The sequence below is a fragment of the Klebsiella pneumoniae complex sp. WS1778 genome, assembly GCF_049472055.1.
In the GTDB taxonomy this organism is placed as follows: Bacteria; Pseudomonadota; Gammaproteobacteria; order Enterobacterales; family Enterobacteriaceae; genus Klebsiella; species Klebsiella quasipneumoniae.
Genome location: NZ_JBKGTJ010000003.1, coordinates 82414 through 105520 on the forward strand (window position 1 = coordinate 82414; position 23107 = coordinate 105520).

At 54.7% G+C, this 23107-nt stretch carries 21 protein-coding genes and 2 tRNA genes; 19 read left to right on the forward strand and 4 right to left on the reverse strand.

The annotated features are described in order from the left end of the window. Positions 1 to 155: 155 nt before the first annotated feature. Positions 156 to 632 carry a transcription elongation factor GreA gene (gene greA, locus ACLEXF_RS14880; protein ID WP_002918375.1) on the forward strand — a complete coding sequence of 159 codons (477 nt, stop codon included), beginning with the start codon at positions 156 to 158 and terminating at the stop codon, positions 630 to 632. Positions 633 to 784: 152 nt separating this feature from the next. On the opposite strand, the gene yhbY is transcribed toward greA, so the two are convergent. Next, positions 785 to 1078, reverse strand: coding sequence for a ribosome assembly RNA-binding protein YhbY (gene yhbY / locus ACLEXF_RS14885; protein WP_002918374.1), 294 nt, complete (start codon positions 1076 to 1078; stop codon positions 785 to 787). Positions 1079 to 1201: 123 nt separating this feature from the next. Between yhbY and rlmE the strand changes: the two genes are divergently transcribed. The 7 genes from rlmE (at position 1202) to ACLEXF_RS14920 (ending at position 7341) form a co-directional block, all read left to right on the forward strand. Continuing rightward, a complete protein-coding gene (rlmE, locus tag ACLEXF_RS14890) occupies positions 1202 to 1831 on the forward strand; it encodes a 23S rRNA (uridine(2552)-2'-O)-methyltransferase RlmE (RefSeq protein WP_002918373.1) in 630 nt (209 codons plus the stop codon). Between the two features lie 99 nt (positions 1832 to 1930). Then, complete coding sequence (ftsH, locus tag ACLEXF_RS14895; protein ID WP_004206183.1) at positions 1931 to 3865, forward strand: ATP-dependent zinc metalloprotease FtsH; 1935 nt, start codon at positions 1931 to 1933, stop codon at positions 3863 to 3865. A 96-nt stretch (positions 3866 to 3961) separates the two neighbouring features. Beyond that, positions 3962 to 4810: a dihydropteroate synthase gene (gene folP / locus ACLEXF_RS14900; RefSeq protein ID WP_004206182.1), complete on the forward strand. Its 849-nt coding sequence runs from the start codon at positions 3962 to 3964 to the stop codon at positions 4808 to 4810. Continuing rightward, complete coding sequence (glmM, locus tag ACLEXF_RS14905) at positions 4803 to 6140, forward strand: phosphoglucosamine mutase (RefSeq protein WP_004206179.1); 1338 nt, start codon at positions 4803 to 4805, stop codon at positions 6138 to 6140. The genes folP and glmM overlap by 8 nt, the downstream gene beginning before the upstream one ends. A gap of 229 nt (positions 6141 to 6369) precedes the next feature. After that, positions 6370 to 6699: a preprotein translocase subunit SecG gene (gene secG / locus ACLEXF_RS14910; RefSeq protein WP_002918369.1), complete on the forward strand. Its 330-nt coding sequence runs from the start codon at positions 6370 to 6372 to the stop codon at positions 6697 to 6699. Positions 6700 to 6708: 9 nt separating this feature from the next. Continuing rightward, a tRNA-Leu gene (locus tag ACLEXF_RS14915) sits at positions 6709 to 6795 on the forward strand. 297 nt (positions 6796 to 7092) lie between these two features. Continuing rightward, positions 7093 to 7341 carry a hypothetical protein gene (locus ACLEXF_RS14920; protein ID WP_074447386.1) on the forward strand — a complete coding sequence of 83 codons (249 nt, stop codon included), beginning with the start codon at positions 7093 to 7095 and terminating at the stop codon, positions 7339 to 7341. A 41-nt stretch (positions 7342 to 7382) separates the two neighbouring features. On the opposite strand, the gene ACLEXF_RS14925 is transcribed toward ACLEXF_RS14920, so the two are convergent. The 3 genes from ACLEXF_RS14925 to argG all read right to left on the reverse strand — a co-directional run bounded on the left by ACLEXF_RS14925 (position 7383) and on the right by argG (position 10434). Next, positions 7383 to 7934 (reverse strand): YfaZ family outer membrane protein, encoded by a 552-nt coding sequence (locus ACLEXF_RS14925; protein ID WP_032456656.1) that lies wholly within the window; start codon positions 7932 to 7934, stop codon positions 7383 to 7385. A gap of 353 nt (positions 7935 to 8287) precedes the next feature. After that, the gene (locus tag ACLEXF_RS14930; RefSeq protein ID WP_004206175.1) at positions 8288 to 8917 is read right to left on the reverse strand and encodes a winged helix-turn-helix transcriptional regulator; all 630 of its coding nucleotides are present in this window, start codon (positions 8915 to 8917) and stop codon (positions 8288 to 8290) included. 173 nt (positions 8918 to 9090) lie between these two features. Beyond that, on the reverse strand, positions 9091 to 10434 hold the full coding sequence (argG, locus tag ACLEXF_RS14935; RefSeq protein WP_004144895.1) for an argininosuccinate synthase: 1344 nt from the start codon (positions 10432 to 10434) through the stop codon (positions 9091 to 9093). A 307-nt stretch (positions 10435 to 10741) separates the two neighbouring features. Between argG and ACLEXF_RS14940 the strand changes: the two genes are divergently transcribed. The 11 genes from ACLEXF_RS14940 to deaD all read left to right on the forward strand — a co-directional run bounded on the left by ACLEXF_RS14940 (position 10742) and on the right by deaD (position 23055). After that, positions 10742 to 10818 (forward strand) — tRNA-Met (locus ACLEXF_RS14940). 208 nt (positions 10819 to 11026) lie between these two features. Then, positions 11027 to 11479 carry a ribosome maturation factor RimP gene (gene rimP / locus ACLEXF_RS14945; protein ID WP_002918364.1) on the forward strand — a complete coding sequence of 151 codons (453 nt, stop codon included), beginning with the start codon at positions 11027 to 11029 and terminating at the stop codon, positions 11477 to 11479. A 27-nt stretch (positions 11480 to 11506) separates the two neighbouring features. Beyond that, positions 11507 to 12994 carry a transcription termination factor NusA gene (gene nusA / locus ACLEXF_RS14950; RefSeq protein ID WP_002918252.1) on the forward strand — a complete coding sequence of 496 codons (1488 nt, stop codon included), beginning with the start codon at positions 11507 to 11509 and terminating at the stop codon, positions 12992 to 12994. Positions 12995 to 13018: 24 nt separating this feature from the next. Beyond that, positions 13019 to 15709, forward strand: a complete 2691-nt coding sequence (gene infB / locus ACLEXF_RS14955) for a translation initiation factor IF-2 (RefSeq protein ID WP_004206173.1) — start codon at positions 13019 to 13021, stop codon at positions 15707 to 15709. A gap of 102 nt (positions 15710 to 15811) precedes the next feature. Continuing rightward, the gene (gene rbfA / locus ACLEXF_RS14960; RefSeq protein ID WP_002918248.1) at positions 15812 to 16213 is read left to right on the forward strand and encodes a 30S ribosome-binding factor RbfA; all 402 of its coding nucleotides are present in this window, start codon (positions 15812 to 15814) and stop codon (positions 16211 to 16213) included. Further along, positions 16213 to 17157: a tRNA pseudouridine(55) synthase TruB gene (gene truB / locus ACLEXF_RS14965; RefSeq protein ID WP_017899913.1), complete on the forward strand. Its 945-nt coding sequence runs from the start codon at positions 16213 to 16215 to the stop codon at positions 17155 to 17157. The genes rbfA and truB overlap by 1 nt, the downstream gene beginning before the upstream one ends. A gap of 148 nt (positions 17158 to 17305) precedes the next feature. Further along, positions 17306 to 17575, forward strand: coding sequence for a 30S ribosomal protein S15 (rpsO, locus tag ACLEXF_RS14970; protein ID WP_002918244.1), 270 nt, complete (start codon positions 17306 to 17308; stop codon positions 17573 to 17575). Between the two features lie 242 nt (positions 17576 to 17817). Next, positions 17818 to 19953, forward strand: coding sequence for a polyribonucleotide nucleotidyltransferase (pnp, locus tag ACLEXF_RS14975; RefSeq protein WP_004206170.1), 2136 nt, complete (start codon positions 17818 to 17820; stop codon positions 19951 to 19953). Positions 19954 to 20061: 108 nt separating this feature from the next. Then, a complete protein-coding gene (nlpI, locus tag ACLEXF_RS14980; protein ID WP_004206169.1) occupies positions 20062 to 20946 on the forward strand; it encodes a lipoprotein NlpI in 885 nt (294 codons plus the stop codon). Between the two features lie 104 nt (positions 20947 to 21050). Then, on the forward strand, positions 21051 to 21131 hold the full coding sequence (gene yrbN / locus ACLEXF_RS14985) for a protein YrbN (protein ID WP_085903200.1): 81 nt from the start codon (positions 21051 to 21053) through the stop codon (positions 21129 to 21131). Then, positions 21124 to 23055, forward strand: coding sequence for an ATP-dependent RNA helicase DeaD (deaD, locus tag ACLEXF_RS14990; RefSeq protein WP_004206168.1), 1932 nt, complete (start codon positions 21124 to 21126; stop codon positions 23053 to 23055). The genes yrbN and deaD overlap by 8 nt, the downstream gene beginning before the upstream one ends. The last annotated feature ends 52 nt before the right edge of the window (positions 23056 to 23107 follow it).

Consider the following 23107-nt stretch of genomic DNA (forward strand, 5'->3'; position numbering starts at 1 on the left):
CTTCGGGGTAAAATACCTATCAAATGAAAAATTGCTGCTGACCTGGGGAGTGTTTCCCGGGTCGGTTTCTTTTTGCTCGTGTCCTGCCCGTGTACAGGACAGGTGGCGGAGCGGGGCTATCCGTTCCCTGAAGGAATGATAAAGAGGTATAACTAATGCAAGCGATTCCGATGACCTTACGTGGCGCTGAAAAACTGCGCGAAGAACTGGATTATCTGAAGTCTGTGCGTCGTCCTGAAATCATTGCCGCTATTGCTGAGGCCCGTGAACACGGCGATCTGAAAGAGAATGCCGAGTATCACGCTGCGCGTGAACAGCAGGGCTTCTGCGAAGGGCGTATCAAGGACATCGAAGCGAAACTGTCCAACGCGCAGGTTATCGATATCACCAAAATGCCGAACAATGGCCGGGTGATTTTTGGTTCAACCGTCAGTGTGCTGAACCTCGATACTGACGAGGAGCAGACCTACCGTATCGTGGGCGATGACGAAGCTGATTTTAAGCAGAATCTGATCTCCGTGAACTCGCCGATTGCCCGTGGTCTGATCGGTAAAGAGCAGGATGACGTCGTGACTATCCGCACACCGGGTGGGGAAGTGGAATACGAAATTACCAAGGTTGAATACCTGTAAGGCGTATTTCCCGCTACGATGTTTATAGATTGTAAAGAAAGGAAAAAGGCCGCATAGCGGCCTTTTATCAACGTCACGAGCATGGCATTTTGCTCGCCTGGCCACAGAAATCCCTCGTTTTACACAAAGTTGTGTCGGGATTGAGGATATTCTTAGCGTGGCAGCGAGATTTTACGCTCTGGCGTTGGGCGGTACAGAACCAGCGTTTTACCGATGACCTGTACGTTACAGGCGCCGGTTTCGCGCACGATGGCTTCCACGATCAAGGCTTTAGTTTCGCGATCTTCTGAGGCGATCTTCACCTTGATGAGTTCATGGTGCCCTAACGCTTGTTCGATCTCGGCCAGTACCCCTTCGGTCAAACCATTGTTGCCAAGCATAACTACCGGCTTGAGCGGATGTGCCAGACCTTTCAGGTGCTGTTTTTGTTTAGTACTCAGATTCATCGTATTTTTTTGCTTACGTTGGGATTGAAAACGGGTCATTCTACCGCCATCTCCCATATATCGCCAAACTACCGCGTCGATTTTTACGCAGTAAAGTACGATGAACCCGAACGGGAATGTTAAATGACAGGTAAAAAGCGTTCTGCCAGCTCAAGCCGCTGGCTTCAGGAACACTTTAGCGATAAATATGTTCAACAGGCACAGAAAAAGGGGTTACGTTCCCGTGCCTGGTTTAAACTTGATGAAATACAGCAAAGTGACAAAATTTTTAAGCCGGGGATGACGGTAGTTGACCTCGGTGCTGCTCCCGGTGGCTGGTCGCAGTATGCGGTCACGCAGATCGGCAACAGCGGCCGCATCATCGCTTGCGATCTTTTACCAATGGATCCAATTGTTGGTGTGGACTTCCTTCAGGGCGATTTTCGTGATGAATTAGTCCTGAAAGCGTTACTTGAGCGAGTGGGCGACAGTAAAGTACAAGTGGTCATGTCCGATATGGCGCCGAATATGTGCGGAACACCGGCGGTGGATATTCCCCGGGCTATGTATCTGGTAGAACTGGCGCTTGAAATGTCTCGTGATGTATTAGCGCCAGGTGGTAGTTTTGTAGTGAAGGTGTTCCAGGGCGAAGGCTTCGATGAGTATCTTCGAGAAATTCGCTCCCTGTTTACGAAGGTCAAAGTTCGTAAGCCGGACTCTTCCCGCGCTCGTTCGCGTGAAGTGTATATTGTAGCGACCGGGCGTAAACCATAACCGGCAGATTTCAAACGAAAGTTTGAAAGAAACTGGATATAGAGTATCCTGACGCTGTTTTTAACACAGTTGTAATAAGAGGTTAATCCCTTGAGTGACATGGCGAAAAACCTAATACTCTGGCTGGTCATTGCCGTTGTGCTGATGTCAGTATTCCAGAGCTTTGGGCCCAGCGAGTCGAATGGCCGCAAGGTGGATTATTCTACCTTCCTGCAAGAGGTCAATCAGGACCAGGTTCGCGAAGCGCGTATCAACGGACGTGAGATCAACGTTACCAAGAAAGATAGTAACCGTTACACGACTTACATTCCGGTTAACGATCCGAAGCTGCTCGATAACCTGTTGACTAAAAACGTCAAAGTGGTTGGTGAACCACCAGAAGAGCCAAGCCTGCTGGCTTCCATCTTCATCTCCTGGTTCCCTATGCTGCTGTTGATCGGCGTCTGGATCTTTTTTATGCGGCAAATGCAGGGTGGCGGCGGGAAGGGCGCGATGTCCTTCGGCAAAAGCAAAGCCCGTATGCTGACGGAAGATCAGATCAAAACCACTTTTGCTGACGTTGCCGGGTGTGACGAAGCGAAAGAGGAGGTCGGCGAACTGGTGGAATACCTGCGTGAGCCGAGCCGCTTCCAGAAGCTGGGCGGTAAGATCCCGAAAGGCGTCCTGATGGTCGGTCCTCCGGGTACCGGTAAAACGTTGCTGGCGAAAGCGATCGCTGGCGAAGCAAAAGTGCCGTTCTTTACTATTTCCGGTTCTGACTTCGTAGAAATGTTCGTCGGTGTTGGTGCATCTCGTGTGCGTGACATGTTCGAACAGGCTAAGAAAGCAGCGCCTTGCATCATCTTCATCGATGAAATCGACGCCGTCGGCCGCCAGCGTGGCGCCGGTCTTGGCGGTGGCCACGATGAACGTGAGCAGACCCTGAACCAGATGCTGGTTGAGATGGACGGCTTTGAAGGTAACGAAGGCATTATCGTTATCGCGGCGACTAACCGTCCGGACGTTCTTGACCCCGCGCTGTTGCGTCCGGGCCGTTTTGACCGCCAGGTGGTGGTTGGCCTGCCGGATGTTCGCGGTCGTGAGCAGATCCTGAAAGTGCATATGCGTCGCGTTCCGCTGGCGCCGGATATCGATGCGGCAATCATTGCTCGCGGTACCCCTGGCTTCTCCGGTGCGGACCTGGCCAACCTGGTCAACGAAGCGGCCCTGTTTGCTGCCCGCGGCAACAAACGCGTCGTCTCGATGGTTGAGTTCGAAAAAGCGAAAGACAAAATCATGATGGGTGCGGAACGCCGCTCCATGGTGATGACGGAAGCGCAGAAAGAGTCTACCGCTTACCACGAAGCGGGCCACGCGATTATCGGTCGCCTGGTGCCGGAGCACGATCCGGTACACAAAGTGACGATTATCCCGCGCGGTCGTGCGCTGGGTGTGACCTTCTTCCTGCCGGAAGGCGATGCGATCAGCGCCAGCCGTCAGAAACTGGAAAGTCAGATCTCCACCTTGTACGGCGGTCGTCTGGCGGAAGAGATTATCTACGGTCCGGAACATGTTTCTACCGGCGCGTCCAACGACATTAAAGTGGCGACGAACCTGGCGCGTAACATGGTGACCCAGTGGGGCTTCTCCGACAAACTCGGTCCGCTGCTGTATGCGGAAGAAGAGGGTGAAGTGTTCCTCGGCCGCAGCGTCGCGAAAGCGAAGCATATGTCCGATGAAACCGCGCGTATCATCGACCAGGAAGTGAAATCGCTGATTGAGCGTAACTATGGTCGTGCTCGCCAGTTGCTGAACGACAACATGGATATTCTGCACGCGATGAAAGATGCGCTCATGAAGTATGAGACCATTGATGCGCCGCAGATTGACGACCTGATGGCTCGTCGCGATGTTCGTCCGCCAGCGGGTTGGGAAGAACCAGGTTCTTCTAACAACTCTGACAACAATGGCACGCCTCGTGCGCCGCGTCCGGTTGATGAACCGCGTACGCCGAACCCGGGCAACACCATGTCAGAGCAGCTGGGCGACAAATAAGCTGCCGCTGTTGATGTCTTGTTTTAACCTTAAAACCCCGGGGCGCCCGCTCCGGGGTTTTTCTTTTTTAACCTCTTCTGTCTCAGGGATTTTGTGATGAAACTTGTAGCCCAGGGCTCAACCCTCGATCTCTCTCACCCCCACGTGATGGGTATTCTTAATGTGACGCCTGACTCCTTCTCTGATGGCGGCGCCCATAATTCGCTGATTGAGGCGGTGAAGCATGCCAATCTGATGATCAACGCCGGGGCGACCATCATTGATATCGGCGGTGAATCGACGCGGCCAGGGGCGGCTGAGGTTAGCGTGGAAGAGGAGCTTGCGCGGGTGATCCCGGTGGTGGAGGCTATCGCCCAGCGCTTTGAGGTGTGGATCTCAGTGGACACCTCCAAAGCGGAGGTTATCCGCGAATCGGCCCGAGCGGGGGCGCATATCATTAACGATATTCGTTCGCTGACCGAACCCGGCGCGCTGCAGGCCGCGGCGGAAACCGGGCTGCCGGTGTGTCTGATGCATATGCAGGGACAGCCGAAAACCATGCAGGAGGCGCCGAAGTATGAGGATGTCTTCGCCGATGTAGAGCGCTTTTTTAATGAACACATCGTGCGCTGCGAACAGGCGGGGATCGCAAAAGAAAAATTGCTGCTCGACCCGGGATTCGGTTTCGGTAAAAATCTCACCCACAATTATCAGTTGCTGGCCAGGCTGGGAGAGTTTCATCACTTTGGTCTGCCGCTGCTGGTCGGTATGTCGCGTAAGTCGATGGTAGGTCAGTTGCTGAACGTTGGGCCGTCGGAACGGCTGAACGGCAGCCTGGCGTGTGCCGTCATAGCAGCAATGCAGGGCGCGCAGATTATCCGCGTCCATGATGTCAAAGAAACGGTAGAAGCGCTGCGCGTGGTGGAAGCCACCCTCGCCGCTAAGGGAAAAAAACGTTATGAGTAACCGCAAGTATTTTGGCACCGATGGTATTCGTGGCCGCGTCGGCGATGCGCCGATCACTCCGGAATTTGTGCTTAAGCTCGGCTGGGCGGCGGGTAAAGTGTTAGCGCGCCACGGCTCGCGTAAAATTATCATCGGCAAGGATACCCGTATTTCGGGCTATATGCTGGAATCGGCGCTGGAAGCCGGGCTGGCGGCAGCGGGACTCTCTGCATCGTTCACCGGGCCAATGCCGACGCCGGCGATTGCCTACCTGACGCGCGCCTTTCGCGCCGAGGCGGGGATCGTCATCTCCGCTTCACATAACCCTTTCTACGACAACGGCATCAAGTTCTTCTCCATTGAGGGCACCAAGCTGCCTGATGATGTGGAAGAGGCGATTGAAGCCGAAATGGAGAAAGAACTCACCTGTGTGGATTCGGCTGAGCTGGGTAAAGCCAGCCGTATCGTCGATGCCGCGGGGCGCTACATTGAGTTTTGTAAAGGCACCTTTCCCAATGAACTGAGCCTCTCCACGCTGAAAGTGGTGGTGGACTGTGCGCATGGCGCAACCTACCACATCGCTCCTAATGTATTCCGCGAGCTGGGCGCCCAGGTTATCGCGATGGGCTGTGAGCCTGACGGCCTCAACATCAACGAAGAGGTCGGGGCTACCGACGTGCGGGCGCTGCAGGCGCGCGTGCTGGCGGAAAAAGCCGATCTGGGCATTGCCTACGACGGCGATGGCGATCGGGTGATCATGGTTGACCATGAAGGCAATAAAGTCGATGGTGACCAAATCCTCTACATCATCGCCCGGGAAGGGCTGCGTCAGGGACAGCTGCGCGGCGGCGCCGTCGGTACGCTGATGAGCAATATGGGCCTGGAGCTGGCGCTCAAGCAGCTAGGCATCCCGTTTGCCCGTGCGAAGGTGGGCGACCGCTATGTGCTGGAGATGCTTCAGGAAAAAGGCTGGCGCATCGGTGCGGAAAACTCCGGCCATGTGATCCTGCTGGATAAAACCACCACCGGCGATGGCATCGTCGCCAGTCTGCAGGTGGTCGCGGCGATGGTACGCAACCACATGAGCCTGCATGACCTGTGCAGCGGCATGAAGATGTTCCCTCAGCTGCTGGTGAATGTGCGCTTTACCGAGGGCAGCGGCAACCCTCTGGAGAATGAGCATGTCAAAGCGGTGACCGCAGAAGTGGAAGCGGCATTAGGTAAGCGTGGCCGCGTCCTGCTGCGTAAATCGGGTACGGAGCCGCTGATCCGCGTCATGGTGGAAGGCGAGCATGAAGATCAGGTGCACGAGTTTGCGCATCGCATCGCCGAAGCGGTAAAAAGCGTCTAAGCTTGCCGGCTAAGTGGTTAAAAAGGCGGCGCTTGCCGCCTTTTTTATGATCGAATACCGGCTTTTTGCTGTTTTTTTCTGCAGTTGATACAATGTGTCGAAATTGCCCTTGCGAAGGTCATTCGCTTTGGTTAGTATTCACACCCGCTTCAGTGGGAAACGTTAAAACGTCCCGCTTTATTGGTCGAAGCACTTGGTATGCGGCAAATCCGCAAGGAACAGGTTGATTATGTACGAAGCTCTTTTGGTTGTTTTCCTTATTGTAGCGATTGGCCTCGTAGGTCTGGTTATGCTGCAGCAAGGTAAAGGCGCTGATATGGGAGCCTCCTTCGGTGCAGGCGCTTCCGGCACACTGTTTGGGTCCAGCGGTTCTGGTAACTTCATGACCCGTATGACCGGCATCCTGGCTGCGCTGTTCTTCATCATCAGTCTGGCGCTGGGTAATATCAACAGCAACAAGACCAGTAAAGGAAGTGAGTGGGATAACCTGAGCGCGCCGAAAACGGAGCAAACTCAGCCAACTGCGCCGGCTCAGCCGACCAGCGATATCCCGCACTAAGTATTCTGTACCGAGGTGGTGGAATTGGTAGACACGCTACCTTGAGGTGGTAGTGCCCTAACGGGCTTGTGGGTTCGAGTCCCATCCTCGGTACCAATATTCCAGAAGAAAGACGCTGAAAAGCGTCTTTTTTTGTTTTTGTCCCCACCGACCATTTATTATTAAACATCTCTTCGCTGGTCCCCTCCTTTTGCTGTCGTTAAAGTCGCCTCGTCAAATTAACAGAGGTGAAGTGACACAATGAACAAGATCGGGGTGCTTATCGTCGCCGGCGTGCTCGGTTTAGCGGGATGCAGTTCAACATCCCCATCCAAAACGGTGGAGACGATTAATACGCTAACCGTACCGGTATCGCACAGTGAGCCGGGGACTGCGGCGAACAATGCCCAGGCGGTGACGCGCTATTTCCAGGACAATACGGCACTGATTGGTCGCCTTAATCATTCGTTGAAAAGCCATTATTTGCAGGATGTGGAGCGCCGCGATGTGTTCGACAGACACAGCGAGGCATATCAGGTGTATGGCGCGTTGACCCGCCTGGAGCAGATGGCATCCATGAATGACGTTTACCGTAAAGAGAATAATATTGCTGGTCTGCAGGAGATCAACCGTGTACTGAAAAGCGTGCCACTGACCAGCTGAGATGAGACAGGGACTGCCGGAAGGCAATCCCTGTGCATGGATTAAAAGCGGAAGTTAACCCCGGCATAGGCCCCGTCGGCGAGGGTGTTGTCGCGGTTGCCATCTTTCCCCGCCATATCGATATAACGATAGCCAGCTTCGATATTTAGCGACGGAAGCACGTTAAGGCGTAGCCCGGCATTAGCCTCCACATAATCATCGACGCCGCTGGACATCGAGTCCGGCGAGTAATAACCCTCACCGAAGAGCGTGAAGTACTGGCCGAGTGGGAGTTCTGCTCCGCCACCTGCGGCGATAGCGTAACCTTCATCACCATCTTTAGGGTTCAAATAGACCCCTTTACCGCCCAGCGTCATCAGAAAGGGTCCGAGGTTAAAGTTGTAACCCATTCCCAGTCCTACGCTGTCCCCGTCATTGTCGCTGTGGGCCCACTGGGTGTTGAACGTCATGCCAGGTTCCCCGGCACCAAAGCTGGCGGACAGATTGGTAAACTCGGCGCCGGCTTCACCATGCAGGTTAACGGATGCGCAGGCAGCGCTGCTGGCCCCTAAAGCGATCATCACGGCAACCATTTTTGGAGCAATAGACTTCATTGTTGAATTCCTTCAGATAAAAAAAAGCCCGATACGGGCGTTCGGGCAAAATTAACGGGTTCTTGGATCTCATCGTTATGGTCGCTGCAGGCGGCAAACAAGAGGGGTCAACTCCCGCTGCCGCTGCTCACGCCTGGCCGATTTCCGGTGGCATATCCTGAGCTGATGCAGGCCCGGCGGTTAACGCCGTGAGTGGCAGTCTGCTGGTTGATCTCAGGGACATGTTGTCCACCGGTAAATTCAGGAACTCAGCATAAAATTTTTCTTTTTTTACCGTTAGCGTTTATTGATTTAAATTTAAACATTTTCAACAGTAAGGTGAATAACGACAAAAAGATGGTGACGGGCGCGGGTTAGAATTTTTCCGGAAGCGAGGCGATACTTTGCAAATAACCGCCGCGGGCAAAGGCAATATAACCGCCTTTCTTTAAGGCTGACAAGACATTGAGAATACTGCTGCGCGACAGATGGGTCCGGTCCTGAATATATTCCAGAATAGACACGCGCTGCCGAGTCTCTTCGGTTAAGAGCATCATTTCCAGCAGATGGTTACGGATCACCGAATAGGTTCGCTGCTGCAGGACCAGATCGTCACGATATACCATATACGAGGTATGATAAGCCAGCAGGCTGGTAACTTCTTCCCACAGGTTGTGCTGACGGAATAGCGCCGACGCCAGGTCATAATCGATACGCAGCAGTTCGGAAGAGACCTCCGCCCGCAGACTATGGCTGCGGCTGGGCTGCAGCATTTCCGCCACGCCGAACAGATGCGGCTCATAGACGGTCACCATCAATAGCTTGTCGGAATTACGAATAATCGACAGCTCGCCTTTTTTAAAAATAAAGAGTTGGGTCTTACCTTTATATTCCCACGTTAGTCTTTTTCTGGCGATCGCGTTAACGGGCGTCGCGTGTGGCTCAAGCACATCGATCAGTCGGTCAATGGCCTTTTGCGGCCTGATCGGCGGTTTAATATTCATGATGTTTATCACCAGATATGAATTAATCAATTGAGGCTATTATAGTCAACAATTTTGCCGGCCGGGTGATAAGGAAAAAATGCCTCTTTTCGATTTTTCTGCTGCTGACTGGTAACAAAAAATAAAAAGCCGGCGGAGAGCCGCCGGCAGAGAGAGTAAACATCGTCAGGCGATTATTTGCCTTTGTTTTCCAGATTTTCAACCTGCGGTAAACCCGTCGCTGAGGAGGCGCTCAGCAGTCCAGACTGCGCGTAGCCGAACAGCTTCTCGCGAGTATCGGTGATATCCAGATTACGCATGGTCAACTGGCCGATACGGTCTTCAGCGGTAAACATGGAATCGCCTTTTTCCATGGTCAGGCGCTCTGCTTTATAGGTCAGGTTGTCTGATACCGTATTGAGGATCGAGTAGTCATTGCCGCGACGCAGCTCAAGGGTGACTTCGCCGGTGATCTGGCTGGCGACCCAGCGCTGCAGCGAATCACGCAGCATCAGCGCCTGGGAATCGAACCAGCGGCCCTGATACAGCAGACGGCCCAGCTGGCGACCGTGAGCGTGATACTGCTCGATAGTATCTTCGTTATGAATACCGGTCAGCAGACGCTCGTAGGCGATATGCAGCAGCGCCATCCCCGGGGCTTCATAAATGCCGCGGCTTTTCGCTTCGATAATGCGGTTTTCGATCTGGTCGCTCATGCCCAGGCCGTGACGACCGCCGATGCGGTTGGCTTCCAGCATCATTTCAACGTCATCGGCGAAGGTTTTGCCATTCAGCGCCACCGGGTGGCCTTGCTCAAAGCGTACGGTGACTTCTTCCGCAGGGATCTTCACGTTTTCGTCCCAAAACTTCACGCCCATAATCGGGTTGACGATCTTGACGCTGGAATTCAGAAACTCCAGATCTTTCGCTTCGTGGGTAGCGCCGAGCATGTTGGAGTCGGTGGAATAGGCTTTCTCGACCGACATCTTGTAGTCAAAGCCGCAGGCGATCATAAATTCGGACATTTCGTGACGGCCGCCGAGTTCATTGATGAAATCGCTGTCCAGCCACGGTTTGTAGATCTGCAGTTCAGCGTTGGTCAGCAGGCCGTAGCGATAGAAACGTTCGATATCGTTGCCTTTATAGGTGCTGCCATCGCCCCAGATGTTAACGCCGTCTTCTTTCATTGCCGCTACCAGCATGGTGCCGGTGACCGCGCGGCCCAGCGGCGTGGTGTTGAAATAGGTCAACCCGCCAGTGGTGTTATGGAAAGCGCCACACTGAATCGCGGCGATCCCTTCTGCGACCAGCTGTTTGCGGCAGTCGATCAGACGGGCACCTTCGGCGCCGTACTCTTTCGCGCGGCGCGGAATAGCATCGTAGTCGTCTTCGTCCGGTTGACCCAGGTTAGCGGTATATGCATAAGGCACGGCGCCTTTTTTGCGCATCCATAACAGCGCGGCGCTGGTATCCAGTCCACCAGAGAAAGCGATACCAATACGTTGACCAACCGGGAGATGCTTGAGAATCGTCGTCATAAAATAAAACCCTGCTCGATAGACTGTGGTGAGTTCGACCCAACAACCTTAACTGCATTTTTATGCATTAATTGTGAGTATTCATTTAACCATCTTTTACTGGCGACAGGAAGGGCTTCATCATCTTTTTGCTAAAAAAGCCTGAAATACCAGCACAAACGGCAATCGGGGGCGCTAAAATGCATGTTGACAAAATATACTAGTTGCCGTTACAATTCATCCCGATTTTATGTCCCGTCTTCGGTACCAAATCCCAGCAGTATTTGCGTCTTTTGCTCAAAAAGAGTAAAATATGCCACGTTTCAGGCGCGGGGTGGAGCAGCCTGGTAGCTCGTCGGGCTCATAACCCGAAGGTCGTCGGTTCAAATCCGGCCCCCGCAACCACTTTCCCATTAAGTACTTTTTCAAATATACTGTGAGGACTAGGTGTCCTTCGTAGCCGAATTTGAAAGAATTCTTGCGGAAGGTGTTCCAGATCGCCATGGCGATCTCAGGGTTCAGTTATCTAAAGCCCCGATTTATCGGGGTTTTTTGTTATCTGACTTCAGAATAACTGGGCTATACGCCCTTTTTTTATGTCTTGGGGGTGGGTTTGTCCACATTAGAGCAAAAATTGACAGAGATGCTCACTGCGCCGGTTGAAGCGCTTGGCTTTGAGCTGGTCGGCATCGAATTTATTCGCGGTCGCACATCCACACTGCGCATCTATATTGATAGTGAAGATGGCATCAACGTTGATGATTGTGCTGATGTGAGCCACCAGGTAAGCGCCGTCATGGATGTCGAAGACCCGATCACTGTCGCTTACAACCTGGAAGTCTCTTCGCCTGGTCTCGACCGTCCGATGTTCACCGCCGAACACTATCAACGTTTCACTGGCGAAGAAGTTGCGCTGGTGCTGCGCATGGCGGTTCAGAACCGTCGCAAATGGCAGGGCATTATCAAAGCGGTAGACGGTGAAATGATCACGGTAACCGTCGAAGGCAAAGATGAAGTGTTCGCGCTGAGTAACATCCAGAAGGCGAACCTGGTTCCCCACTTTTAACAGTCTGGATTGAGGTGAAAGGCCCCGATGAACAAAGAAATTTTGGCTGTTGTTGAAGCCGTTTCCAACGAAAAAGCGCTGCCGCGTGAGAAAATTTTCGAAGCGCTGGAAAGCGCGCTGGCAACGGCCACCAAGAAAAAATACGAACAAGAGATCGACGTTCGCGTTGAAATCGACCGTAAGAGCGGCGATTTCGACACTTTCCGTCGCTGGCTGGTTGTAGAAGAAGTGACCCAGCCGACGCGCGAGATCACGCTGGAAGCCGCGCGTTTCGAAGATGAAAGCATGAACGTCGGTGACTACGTCGAAGATCAGATTGAGTCTGTCACTTTCGACCGCATCACCACCCAGACCGCTAAACAGGTTATCGTGCAGAAAGTTCGCGAAGCCGAGCGCGCAATGGTGGTCGATCAGTTCCGCGAGCACGAAGGTGAGATCATCACCGGCGTGGTGAAAAAAGTGAACCGCGACAACATCACTCTGGATCTGGGCAACAACGCTGAAGCCGTGATCCTGCGTGAAGATATGCTGCCGCGTGAGAACTTCCGCCCGGGCGACCGCATTCGCGGCGTACTGTACGCAGTCCGTCCGGAAGCGCGTGGCGCCCAGCTGTTCGTGACCCGTTCCAAACCTGAGATGCTGATCGAACTGTTCCGCATCGAAGTGCCGGAAATCGGTGAAGAAGTGCTGGAAATCAAAGCGGCGGCTCGCGATCCGGGATCTCGTGCCAAAATCGCGGTGAAAACCAACGACAAGCGTATCGACCCGGTTGGCGCTTGCGTCGGTATGCGTGGCGCGCGCGTGCAGGCGGTTTCCACTGAGCTGGGCGGCGAGCGTATCGATATCGTCCTCTGGGATGATAACCCGGCGCAGTTCGTGATTAACGCTATGGCGCCGGCAGACGTCGCGTCCATCGTGGTGGATGAAGATAAACACACCATGGATATCGCGGTAGAAGCGGGCAACCTGGCGCAGGCGATTGGCCGTAACGGTCAGAACGTTCGTCTGGCCTCGCAGCTCAGCGGCTGGGAACTCAACGTGATGACCGTTGACGATCTGCAGGCTAAGCACCAGGCGGAAGCGCATGCCGCTATCGATACCTTCACCAAATATCTCGATATTGATGAAGATTTCGCGACAGTGCTGGTTGAAGAAGGCTTCTCCTCGCTGGAAGAGCTGGCCTATGTGCCGATGAAAGAACTGCTGGAAATCGACGGTCTGGATGAAGCCACCGTTGAAGCACTTCGTGAGCGTGCGAAAAACGCACTGACTACGCTGGCGCTGGCTCAGGAAGAAAGCCTGGGAGATAACAAACCTGCCGATGATCTGTTGAATCTCGAAGGTCTGGATCGTGCCCTGGCATTCAAACTGGCTGCCCGTGGTGTTTGTACGCTGGAAGATCTCGCCGAGCAGGGCGTTGATGACCTGGCTGATATCGAAGGGATGACCGACGAGAAAGCTGGCGAGCTCATCATGGCCGCTCGCAACATTTGTTGGTTCGGCGACGAAGCGTAATAAACTGTAGCAGGAAGGAACAGCATGACAGATGTGACTATTAAAGCGCTGGCCTCAGAGATTCAGACCTCTGTGGATCGCCTGATACAGCAATTTGCTGACGCAGGCATCCGCAAAACGGCTGATGATTCTGTGACCTCGCAAGAGAAACAAACTTTGTTGACGCACCTGAACCGTGAGCATGGTTCGGCGCCAGACAAGCTGACGTTACAGCGTAAGACGCGCAGTACGTTGAATATTCCAGGTACCGGTGGAAAGAGTAAATCGGTACAAATCGAAGTCCGCAAGAAACGCACCTTTGTGAAACGCGATCCGCAAGAGGCTGAACGCCTGGCCGCGGAAGAGCAGGCGCAGCGTGAAGCGGAAGAGCAGGCCCGTCGTGAAGCTGAAGAAGCAGCGAAACGCGAGGCGCAATTAAAAGCTGAACGTGAGGCCGCAGAACAAGCTAAACGTGAAGTCGCTGATAAAGCGAAACGTGAAGCTGCGGAAAAAGACAAAGTGAGCAATCAACATACCGACGAAATGACCAAAACCGCCCAGGCTGAAAAGATCCGTCGCGAGAACGAAGCCGCGGAACTGAAGCGCAAATCGGAAGAAGAAGCACGCCGCAAACTTGAAGAAGAAGCGCGCCGTGTAGCGGAAGAAGCACGCCGTATGGCAGAAGAAAACGAAAAAAATTGGTCTGAAACTTCAGACAGCCCGGAAGACACCAGCGACTATCACGTCACCACGTCACAGCATGCTCGTCAGGCTGAAGATGATAACGATCGTGAAGTTGAAGGCGGTCGCGGCCGCAGCCGCAGCAGCAAAGCGGCGCGTCCGGCGAAGAAAGGCAACAAACACGCTGAATCGAAAGCCGATCGTGAAGAAGCCCGTGCGGCCGTTCGCGGCGGTAAAGGCGGTAAGCACCGTAAAGGTTCTGCTCTGCAGCAGGGCTTCCAGAAGCCGGCGCAGGCCGTTAACCGTGACGTGGTGATCGGCGAAACCATCACCGTTGGCGAACTGGCTAACAAGATGGCGGTGAAAGGTTCTCAGGTCATCAAAGCGATGATGAAGCTGGGCGCCATGGCGACCATCAACCAGGTCATCGACCAGGAAACCGCACAGCTGGTTGCCGAAGAGATGGGCCACAAAGTTATCCTGCGTCGTGAAAACGAGCTGGAAGAAGCGGTAATGAGCGACCGTGACACCGGCGCGGCGGCTGAACCGCGCGCACCGGTTGTGACCATCATGGGTCACGTTGACCACGGTAAAACCTCGCTGCTAGACTACATTCGTTCTACTAAGGTTGCCTCCGGCGAAGCGGGTGGTATTACCCAGCACATCGGTGCTTACCATGTAGAAACCGACAACGGCATGATCACCTTCCTGGATACCCCAGGCCACGCCGCGTTTACCTCCATGCGTGCTCGTGGTGCGCAGGCGACGGATATCGTGGTTCTGGTGGTGGCGGCAGACGACGGCGTGATGCCGCAGACTATCGAAGCTATCCAGCACGCCAAAGCGGCGCAGGTGCCGGTGGTAGTTGCGGTGAACAAGATCGATAAGCCTGAAGCCGATCCGGACCGCGTGAAGAATGAACTGTCCCAGTACGGCATCCTGCCGGAAGAGTGGGGCGGCGAGAGCCAGTTCGTCCACGTCTCCGCGAAAGCCGGTACCGGTATCGACGACCTGCTGGACGCGATCCTGCTGCAGGCTGAAGTCCTCGAGCTGAAAGCGGTCCGTAACGGGATGGCGAGCGGCGCAGTGATCGAATCCTTCCTTGATAAAGGTCGTGGTCCGGTTGCTACCGTTCTGGTTCGCGAAGGTACTCTGCACAAGGGTGATATCGTTCTGTGCGGCTTCGAATACGGCCGTGTGCGTGCGATGCGTGACGAACTGGGTCGCGAAGTGCTGGAAGCGGGTCCGTCCATTCCAGTGGAAATCCTCGGCCTGTCCGGTGTGCCGGCTGCCGGTGACGAAGTGACCGTGGTTCGTGACGAGAAAAAAGCGCGTGAAGTGGCGCTGTATCGTCAGGGCAAATTCCGTGAAGTTAAGCTGGCGCGTCAGCAGAAATCTAAACTGGAAAACATGTTCGCTAACATGACCGAAGGCGAAGTTCACGAAGTGAACATCGTGCTGAAAGCGGACGTACAGGGTTCTGTCGAAGCGATTTCCGATTCCTTACTGAAACTGTCTACCGACGAAGTGAAAGTGAAGATCATCGGTTCCGGCGTAGGTGGTATCACCGAAACCGACGCCACCCTGGCTGCAGCATCCAACGCGATTCTGGTTGGCTTCAACGTTCGTGCCGATGCCTCTGCGCGTAAAGTTATCGAAGCGGAAAGCCTGGATCTGCGCTACTACTCCGTCATCTATAACCTGATCGACGAAGTGAAAGCGGCGATGAGCGGTATGCTGTCTCCGGAACTGAAACAGCAGATCATCGGTCTGGCTGAAGTGCGCGATGTCTTTAAATCGCCGAAATTCGGCGCCATCGCGGGCTGTATGGTTACCGAAGGGACCATCAAACGTCACAACCCAATCCGCGTGCTGCGTGACAACGTGGTTATCTATGAAGGCGAGCTGGAATCCCTGCGCCGCTTCAAAGATGACGTTAACGAAGTCCGTAACGGCATGGAATGTGGTATCGGTGTGAAGAACTACAACGACGTTCGCGTTGGCGATATGATCGAAGTGTTCGAAATCATCGAAATCCAGCGTAGCATCGATTAATCATCGGATGGCTAAGCCGCCGGGGAAGCGAAGCGCCACCCGGCAATCATTTTAAAAAGGGGCTTTAGGCCCCTTTTTTGTCTTTATTCTGGAGAATTTATTATGGCGAAAGAATTTGGTCGCCCGCAGCGCGTGGCCCAGGAGATGCAAAAAGAGATTGCGATTATCCTGCAGCGTGAAATCAAAGACCCGCGTCTGGGCATGATGACCACCGTTTCCGGTGTGGAAATGTCCCGTGACCTGGCCTATGCCAAGGTGTATGTCACCTTCCTCAACGACAAAGATGAAGCCGCGGTGAAAGCGGGCATCAAAGCGTTGCAGGAAGCCTCTGGCTTTATCCGCTCTCTGCTGGGGAAAGCGATGCGCCTGCGCATCGTGCCGGAGCTGACCTTCTTCTACGACAACTCACTGGTAGAAGGGATGCGCATGTCCAACCTGGTCACCAGCGTGGTGAAACACGACGATGAGCGTCGTGTGAACCCGGACGACAGCAAGGAGGACTGATGAGTCGTCCTCGTCGTCGCGGCCGCGACGTGCACGGCGTATTGCTGCTGGATAAGCCTCAGGGCGCCTCCAGCAACGATGTGCTGCAGAAAGTAAAGCGTATATATAACGCCAACCGCGCCGGACACACCGGCGCGCTGGATCCGCTGGCGACCGGCATGCTGCCGATCTGCCTTGGCGAAGCGACCAAGTTTTCCCAATACCTGCTGGATTCCGATAAGCGCTACCGCGTGATCGCCAAACTTGGCCAGCGCACCGATACCTCCGATGCCGACGGCCAGGTGGTGGAAGAGCGCCCGCTGACCTTTAGCGACGAACAGCTGGCGGCGGCGCTGGACAGCTTCCGCGGCGAGACGCAGCAGGTGCCGTCGATGTACTCGGCGCTGAAATATCAGGGCAAGAAGCTATACGAATATGCCCGTCAGGGGATTGACGTCCCGCGGGAATCCCGGCCGATTACCGTCTATGAGCTGCTGTTTATCCGCCACGAAGGCGATGAGCTGGAGCTGGAGATCCACTGCTCGAAAGGCACCTACATCCGGACGATTATCGATGATTTAGGTGAGAAGCTCGGCTGCGGCGCGCACGTGATTTTCCTGCGTCGCCTGGCGGTGAGCAAATACCCGGTTGAGCGGATGGTAACCCTCGAGCAGCTGCAGGCGCTGGTCGATCAGGCGGCGGCGCAGGATATTCCTGCCGCGCAGCTGCTCGATCCGCTACTGATGCCCATGGACAGCCCGGCCTCGGACTATCCGCTGGTGACCATCCCGGAGACCTCCGCGGTCTATTTTAAAAACGGCAACCCGGTACGTCAGTCAGGCGCGCCGCTTAACGGGCTGGTGCGGGTGATGGAAAGCGAATCCGGCAAGTTTCTCGGCATGGGCGAAATTGACGATGAAGGCCGCGTGGCGCCGCGTCGTCTGGTGGTGGAATACCCGGCGTAAGCGCTTTTCTTGCGATAAAAGCCTGCTACGAGTAGAATATCGCCGCTTAACGTCCGCTAAAGTGTTTTAACATTTTCGGGCGTTGCATCAGGGGTCGCTGAATTAGAGATCGGCACCCTTTCTTTCTTTTAATTTCTGGAGTTCTAAAATGTCTCTAAGCGTTGAAGCTAAAGCAAAAATCGTTTCTGAGTTTGGTCGTGGCGAAAACGACAGCGGTTCTACCGAAGTTCAGGTTGCACTGCTGACTGCACAGATCAACCACCTGCAGGGCCACTTTGCAGAGCACAAAAAAGATCACCACAGCCGTCGTGGTCTGCTGCGCATGGTTTCTCAGCGTCGTAAACTGCTCGACTACCTGAAACGTAAAGATGTTGCACGTTACTCCGCGCTGATCGAGCGTCTGGGTCTGCGTCGCTAATTCTGCGAGTTTCAGAAAAAGGGGCCTGACGGCCCCTTTTTTCGACCGGGCGGCAGCAATTCATTCAAAACTCATGTATTGTTGCTAGTAATGATCTTCATGCAGAGGTTCGCGCGGCTAATGAGAGGCTTCATCCGCAGGGGCGGGTAAAGGTTGTCATTAGTCGCGAGGATGCAGAGGATCGGGTCAATAGACGCTATGTCGTGGATATGGCGTGATTTATAGATAAAAAGGATAGAATTTTGCTTAATCCGATCGTTCGTAAATTCCAGTACGGCCAGCATACCGTGACCCTGGAAACCGGCATGATGGCGCGCCAGGCAACGGCCGCTGTGATGGTTAGCATGGATGACACTGCGGTATTCGTGACCGTTGTGGGCCAGAAAAAAGCGAAGCCAGGCCAGGACTTTTTCCCGCTGACGGTTAACTACCAGGAGCGCACCTACGCTGCCGGTAAAATCCCGGGTGGTTTCTTCCGTCGTGAAGGCCGCCCAAGCGAAGGCGAAACCCTGATCGCGCGTCTGATTGACCGCCCGGTTCGCCCGCTGTTCCCGGAAGGCTTCGTTAACGAAGTTCAGGTTATCGCCACCGTTGTTTCCGTTAACCCGCAGGTTAACCCGGATATCGTCGCGATGATCGGCGCTTCCGCAGCGCTGTCCCTGTCTGGTATTCCGTTCAATGGCCCAATCGGCGCCGCGCGCGTGGGTTACATCAACGACCAGTACGTACTGAACCCGACCCAGGAAGAGCTGAAGTCCAGCAAACTGGATCTGGTGGTGGCCGGTACCGAAGCGGCCGTACTGATGGTGGAATCCGAAGCGGAACTGCTGAGCGAAGACCAGATGCTGGGCGCGGTGGTCTTTGGCCACGAGCAGCAGCAGATTGTTATCCAGAACATCAACGACCTGGTGAAAGAAGCCGGTAAACCACGTTGGGACTGGCAGCCGGAAGCCGTCAACGAAGCGCTGAACGCGCGCGTTGCTGCGCTGGCTGAATCCCGCCTGAGCGATGCTTACCGTATCACCGACAAACAAGAGCGTTACGCTCAGGTTGATGTGATCAAATCTGAAACCATCGCTACGCTGGTTGCAGAAGATGAAACCCTGGACGCTAACGAACTGGGTGAAATCCTGCACGCTATCGAGAAAAACGTGGTTCGTAGCCGCGTGCTGGCCGGTGAGCCGCGTATCGATGGTCGCGAAAAAGATATGATCCGTGGTCTGGACGTTCGTACCGGCGTTCTGCCGCGTACTCACGGTTCCGCACTGTTCACCCGTGGCGAAACGCAGGCGCTGGTTACCGCGACGCTGGGTACCGCACGCGATGCGCAGAACATCGATGAACTGATGGGCGAGCGTACCGACTCCTTCCTGTTCCACTACAACTTCCCTCCGTACTCCGTAGGTGAAACTGGCATGGTGGGGTCTCCGAAGCGTCGTGAAATCGGTCACGGTCGTCTGGCTAAGCGCGGCGTTCTGGCCGTGATGCCGACTATCGAAGAATTCCCGTACACCGTACGCGTGGTGTCTGAAATCACCGAATCTAACGGCTCTTCTTCCATGGCTTCCGTCTGCGGTGCCTCTCTGGCGCTGATGGACGCTGGTGTGCCGGTGAAAGCCGCCGTGGCGGGTATCGCCATGGGCCTGGTGAAAGAAGGCGACAACTTCGTCGTGCTGTCTGACATCCTCGGTGACGAAGACCACCTTGGCGATATGGACTTCAAAGTAGCGGGCTCCCGCGACGGTATCTCTGCGCTGCAGATGGATATCAAAATTGAAGGTATCACCAAAGAAATCATGCAGGTTGCATTGAACCAGGCTAAAGGTGCGCGTCTGCACATCCTGGGCGTGATGGAGCAGGCGATTAACGCGCCGCGCGGCGATATCTCTGAATTCGCACCGCGTATCCATACCATCAAGATCAACCCGGACAAGATCAAAGACGTTATCGGTAAAGGCGGTTCTGTTATCCGTGCCCTGACCGAAGAGACCGGTACCACCATCGAAATCGAAGATGACGGTACTGTGAAGATCGCAGCGACTGACGGCGACAAAGCACAACATGCTATCCGTCGTATCGAAGAGATCACCGCTGAGATCGAAGTTGGCCGTATCTACAATGGTAAAGTGACCCGTATCGTTGACTTTGGCGCGTTCGTTGCCATCGGCGGCGGTAAAGAAGGTCTGGTTCACATCTCGCAGATCGCTGACAAGCGCGTTGAGAAAGTGACTGACTACCTGCAGATGGGTCAGGAAGTGCCGGTTAAGGTTCTGGAAGTTGACCGCCAGGGCCGTGTCCGTCTGAGCATCAAAGAAGCAACTGAACAGACTCCGTCTGCCGCAGCGCCGGAAGTTCCGGCTGCCGAGCAGGGCGAGTAAGGTTGCCGTTAGCCCTCCGCTTTTGCGGAGGGCGTTTTACGGGCAGGACGCCTCGTTTGCAGCCGGGGAACAGGACGTTCATCCAATCGTTGTCTTCGGGAGTGGGAAATGAAGCCTTTTTTGCGCTGGTGTTTCGTGGCGACAGCTCTCACGCTGGCAGGATGCAGTAGCACCGCCTGGCGTAAGGACGCCGTCCTCGCAGTACCATTGCAACCGACTTTACAGCAAGAAGTGATTCTGGCACGTATGGAACAAATTCTTGCCAGTCGGGCTTTATCCGATGACGAACGCGCACAGCTTTTATATGAGCGCGGAGTGTTGTATGATAGTCTCGGTCTGAGGGCATTAGCGCGAAATGATTTTTCACAAGCGCTGGCAATCCGACCCGATATGCCTGAAGTATTCAATTACTTAGGTATTTACTTAACGCAGGCAGGCAATTTTGATGCTGCCTATGAAGCGTTTGATTCTGTACTTGAGCTTGATCCAACTTACAACTACGCGCACTTGAACCGCGGTATCGCCCTGTATTACGGCGGCCGGGCTAAGTTAGCGCAAGATGATCTGCTGGCGTTTTATCAAGACGATCCCAATGATCCTTTCCGTAGCCTGTGGCTTTATATCGCCGAGCGTAAACTCGACGAGAAGCGGGCGCTTGAAGCACTCAGAGAGCGCTTAGACAAGTCGGACAAAGAGCAATGGGGATGGAACATTGTCGAGTTCTACCTTGGCGACATTAGCGAAAAAGAGCTGATGACTCGTCTGAAGGCAGACGCAACGGATAACACCTCGCTCGCTGAGCATCTCAGTGAAACCAACTTCTATTTAGGTAAGTACTACCTAAGTCTGGGGGACAAGGACAGCGCTACGGCACTGTTCAAACTGGCGGTCGCCAACAACGTACATAACTACGTTGAGCACCGATACGCATTGTTGGAATTATCGCTCTTGGGCCAGGAGCAAGATGACCTGGCAGAATCGGACCAGCAATAGCTGACGAACACATCAGCCCATAGTTTTTTGCTTGCCATCACCTTCGCGGGTGAGGGCGTTGTTGTTCGTTAATACACCTACTTTGAGCCGGTTCACACTTTTCAATGAAAATTACCGTAAATTTTCACGATGAGTTATGTAGACTGGCCGCCATTAATTTTGAGGCACACGTACTACATGGCTGAATTCGAAACCACTTTTGCAGATCTGGGCCTGAAGGCTCCTATCCTTGAAGCGCTTAACGATCTGGGTTACGAAAAACCATCTCCGATCCAGGCTGAGTGCATTCCGCATCTGCTGGACGGCCGCGACGTTCTGGGTATGGCCCAGACCGGTAGCGGTAAAACCGCAGCGTTTTCTTTACCGCTGCTGAACAACATCGATCCTGAGCTGAGAGCACCACAGATCCTGGTGCTGGCGCCGACCCGCGAGCTGGCGGTACAGGTTGCTGAAGCAATGACGGAATTCTCTAAACATATGCGCGGCGTAAACGTGGTTGCCCTGTACGGCGGCCAGCGTTATGACGTGCAGCTGCGCGCCCTGCGTCAGGGTCCGCAGATCGTTGTCGGTACCCCGGGTCGTCTGCTGGACCACCTGAAGCGCGGCACCCTGGACCTCTCTAAACTGAGCGGTCTGGTACTGGATGAAGCAGATGAAATGCTGCGCATGGGCTTTATCGAAGACGTAGAAACCATTATGGCGCAGATCCCGGAAGGGCATCAGACCGCGCTGTTCTCCGCCACCATGCCGGAAGCGATCCGTCGCATTACCCGCCGCTTTATGAAAGAGCCGCAGGAAGTGCGTATTCAGTCCAGCGTGACCACTCGTCCGGACATCAGCCAGAGCTACTGGACTGCCTACGGTATGCGTAAAAACGAAGCGCTGGTGCGTTTCCTGGAAGCGGAAGATTTTGATGCGGCGATTATCTTCGTCCGTACCAAAAACGCGACCCTGGAAGTGGCTGAAGCGCTGGAGCGTAACGGCTACAACAGCGCGGCGCTGAACGGCGACATGAACCAGGCGCTGCGTGAGCAGACCCTGGAGCGTCTGAAAGACGGTCGTCTGGATATCCTGATTGCGACTGACGTGGCAGCCCGTGGTCTGGACGTTGAACGTATCAGCCTGGTGGTGAACTACGACATCCCGATGGATTCTGAATCCTACGTTCACCGTATCGGTCGTACCGGTCGTGCGGGCCGCGCGGGCCGCGCGTTGCTGTTCGTTGAGAACCGTGAACGTCGTCTGCTGCGCAACATCGAACGTACGATGAAGCTGACCATCCCGGAAGTGGAGCTGCCGAACGCAGAGCTGCTGAGCAAACGTCGTCTGGAAAAATTCGCCGCCAAAGTCCAGCAGCAGCTGGAAAGCAGCGATCTGGACCAGTACCGTGCGCTGCTGGCGAAAATCCAGCCGACGGCGGAAGGCGAAGAGCTGGACGTGGAAACGCTGGCTGCCGCGCTGCTGAAAATGGCCCAGGGCGAACGCTCGCTGATCGTGCCGCCGGATGCGCCGATGCGTCCGCGTCGTGAGTTCCGTGACCGTGACGATCGCTTCGAGCGTCGTGGCGACCGCAACGATCGCGCTCCGCGTGGCGATCGCGAAGATCGTCCGAAGCGTGAGCGTCGTGACGTAGGCGATATGGAACTGTATCGCATTGAAGTGGGTCGCGATGACGGTGTTGAAGTGCGTCATATCGTTGGCGCGATCGCTAATGAAGGCGATATCAGCAGCCGCTACATCGGTAACATCAAGCTGTTCGCTTCTCACTCCACCATCGAACTGCCGAAAGGGATGCCGGGCGAAGTGCTGCAGCACTTTACTCGTACCCGCATCCTGAACAAGCCGATGAACATGCAGCTGCTGGGCGATGCGCAGCCGCGCACCGAACGTCGTGGCGGTGGTGAACGTCGTGAAGGCGGTCGTAGCTTCGGCGGTGAGCGTCGTGAAGGCGGTCGTGGCTTCGGTGGCGAGCGTCGTGAAGGTGGTCGTGGTGATGGTCGTCGTTTCAGCGGCGAACGTCGTGAAGGCCGTGCGCCGCGTCGTGACGATGCATCCGCGCCGCGCCGCGATGACTCTGCCGGTCGCCGTCGCTTCGGTGGCGATGCATAATTAACGCAGCCCGCTAGCGTAAACTAAATAATACAGCCCCGATCGTCATGAT

Excerpts from the sequence above, each read along its gene's own strand:
- folP (WP_004206182.1), top strand. The coding sequence starts at position 3,962 with ATGAAACTTGTAGCCCAGGGCTCAACCCTCGATCTCTCTCACCCCCAC.
- nlpI (WP_004206169.1), top strand. The coding sequence starts at position 20,062 with ATGAAGCCTTTTTTGCGCTGGTGTTTCGTGGCGACAGCTCTCACGCTG.
- nusA (WP_002918252.1), top strand. The coding sequence starts at position 11,507 with ATGAACAAAGAAATTTTGGCTGTTGTTGAAGCCGTTTCCAACGAAAAA.
- infB (WP_004206173.1), top strand. The coding sequence starts at position 13,019 with ATGACAGATGTGACTATTAAAGCGCTGGCCTCAGAGATTCAGACCTCT.
- ftsH (WP_004206183.1), top strand. The coding sequence starts at position 1,931 with ATGGCGAAAAACCTAATACTCTGGCTGGTCATTGCCGTTGTGCTGATG.
- rlmE (WP_002918373.1), top strand. The coding sequence starts at position 1,202 with ATGACAGGTAAAAAGCGTTCTGCCAGCTCAAGCCGCTGGCTTCAGGAA.
- secG (WP_002918369.1), top strand. The coding sequence starts at position 6,370 with ATGTACGAAGCTCTTTTGGTTGTTTTCCTTATTGTAGCGATTGGCCTC.
- deaD (WP_004206168.1), top strand. The coding sequence starts at position 21,124 with ATGGCTGAATTCGAAACCACTTTTGCAGATCTGGGCCTGAAGGCTCCT.
- ACLEXF_RS14925 (WP_032456656.1), bottom strand. The coding sequence starts at position 7,934 with ATGAAGTCTATTGCTCCAAAAATGGTTGCCGTGATGATCGCTTTAGGG.
- ACLEXF_RS14930 (WP_004206175.1), bottom strand. The coding sequence starts at position 8,917 with ATGAATATTAAACCGCCGATCAGGCCGCAAAAGGCCATTGACCGACTG.
- yrbN (WP_085903200.1), top strand. The coding sequence starts at position 21,051 with ATGAAAATTACCGTAAATTTTCACGATGAGTTATGTAGACTGGCCGCC.
- rbfA (WP_002918248.1), top strand. The coding sequence starts at position 15,812 with ATGGCGAAAGAATTTGGTCGCCCGCAGCGCGTGGCCCAGGAGATGCAA.
- glmM (WP_004206179.1), top strand. The coding sequence starts at position 4,803 with ATGAGTAACCGCAAGTATTTTGGCACCGATGGTATTCGTGGCCGCGTC.
- argG (WP_004144895.1), bottom strand. The coding sequence starts at position 10,434 with ATGACGACGATTCTCAAGCATCTCCCGGTTGGTCAACGTATTGGTATC.
- greA (WP_002918375.1), top strand. The coding sequence starts at position 156 with ATGCAAGCGATTCCGATGACCTTACGTGGCGCTGAAAAACTGCGCGAA.
- rpsO (WP_002918244.1), top strand. The coding sequence starts at position 17,306 with ATGTCTCTAAGCGTTGAAGCTAAAGCAAAAATCGTTTCTGAGTTTGGT.
- truB (WP_017899913.1), top strand. The coding sequence starts at position 16,213 with ATGAGTCGTCCTCGTCGTCGCGGCCGCGACGTGCACGGCGTATTGCTG.
- yhbY (WP_002918374.1), bottom strand. The coding sequence starts at position 1,078 with ATGAATCTGAGTACTAAACAAAAACAGCACCTGAAAGGTCTGGCACAT.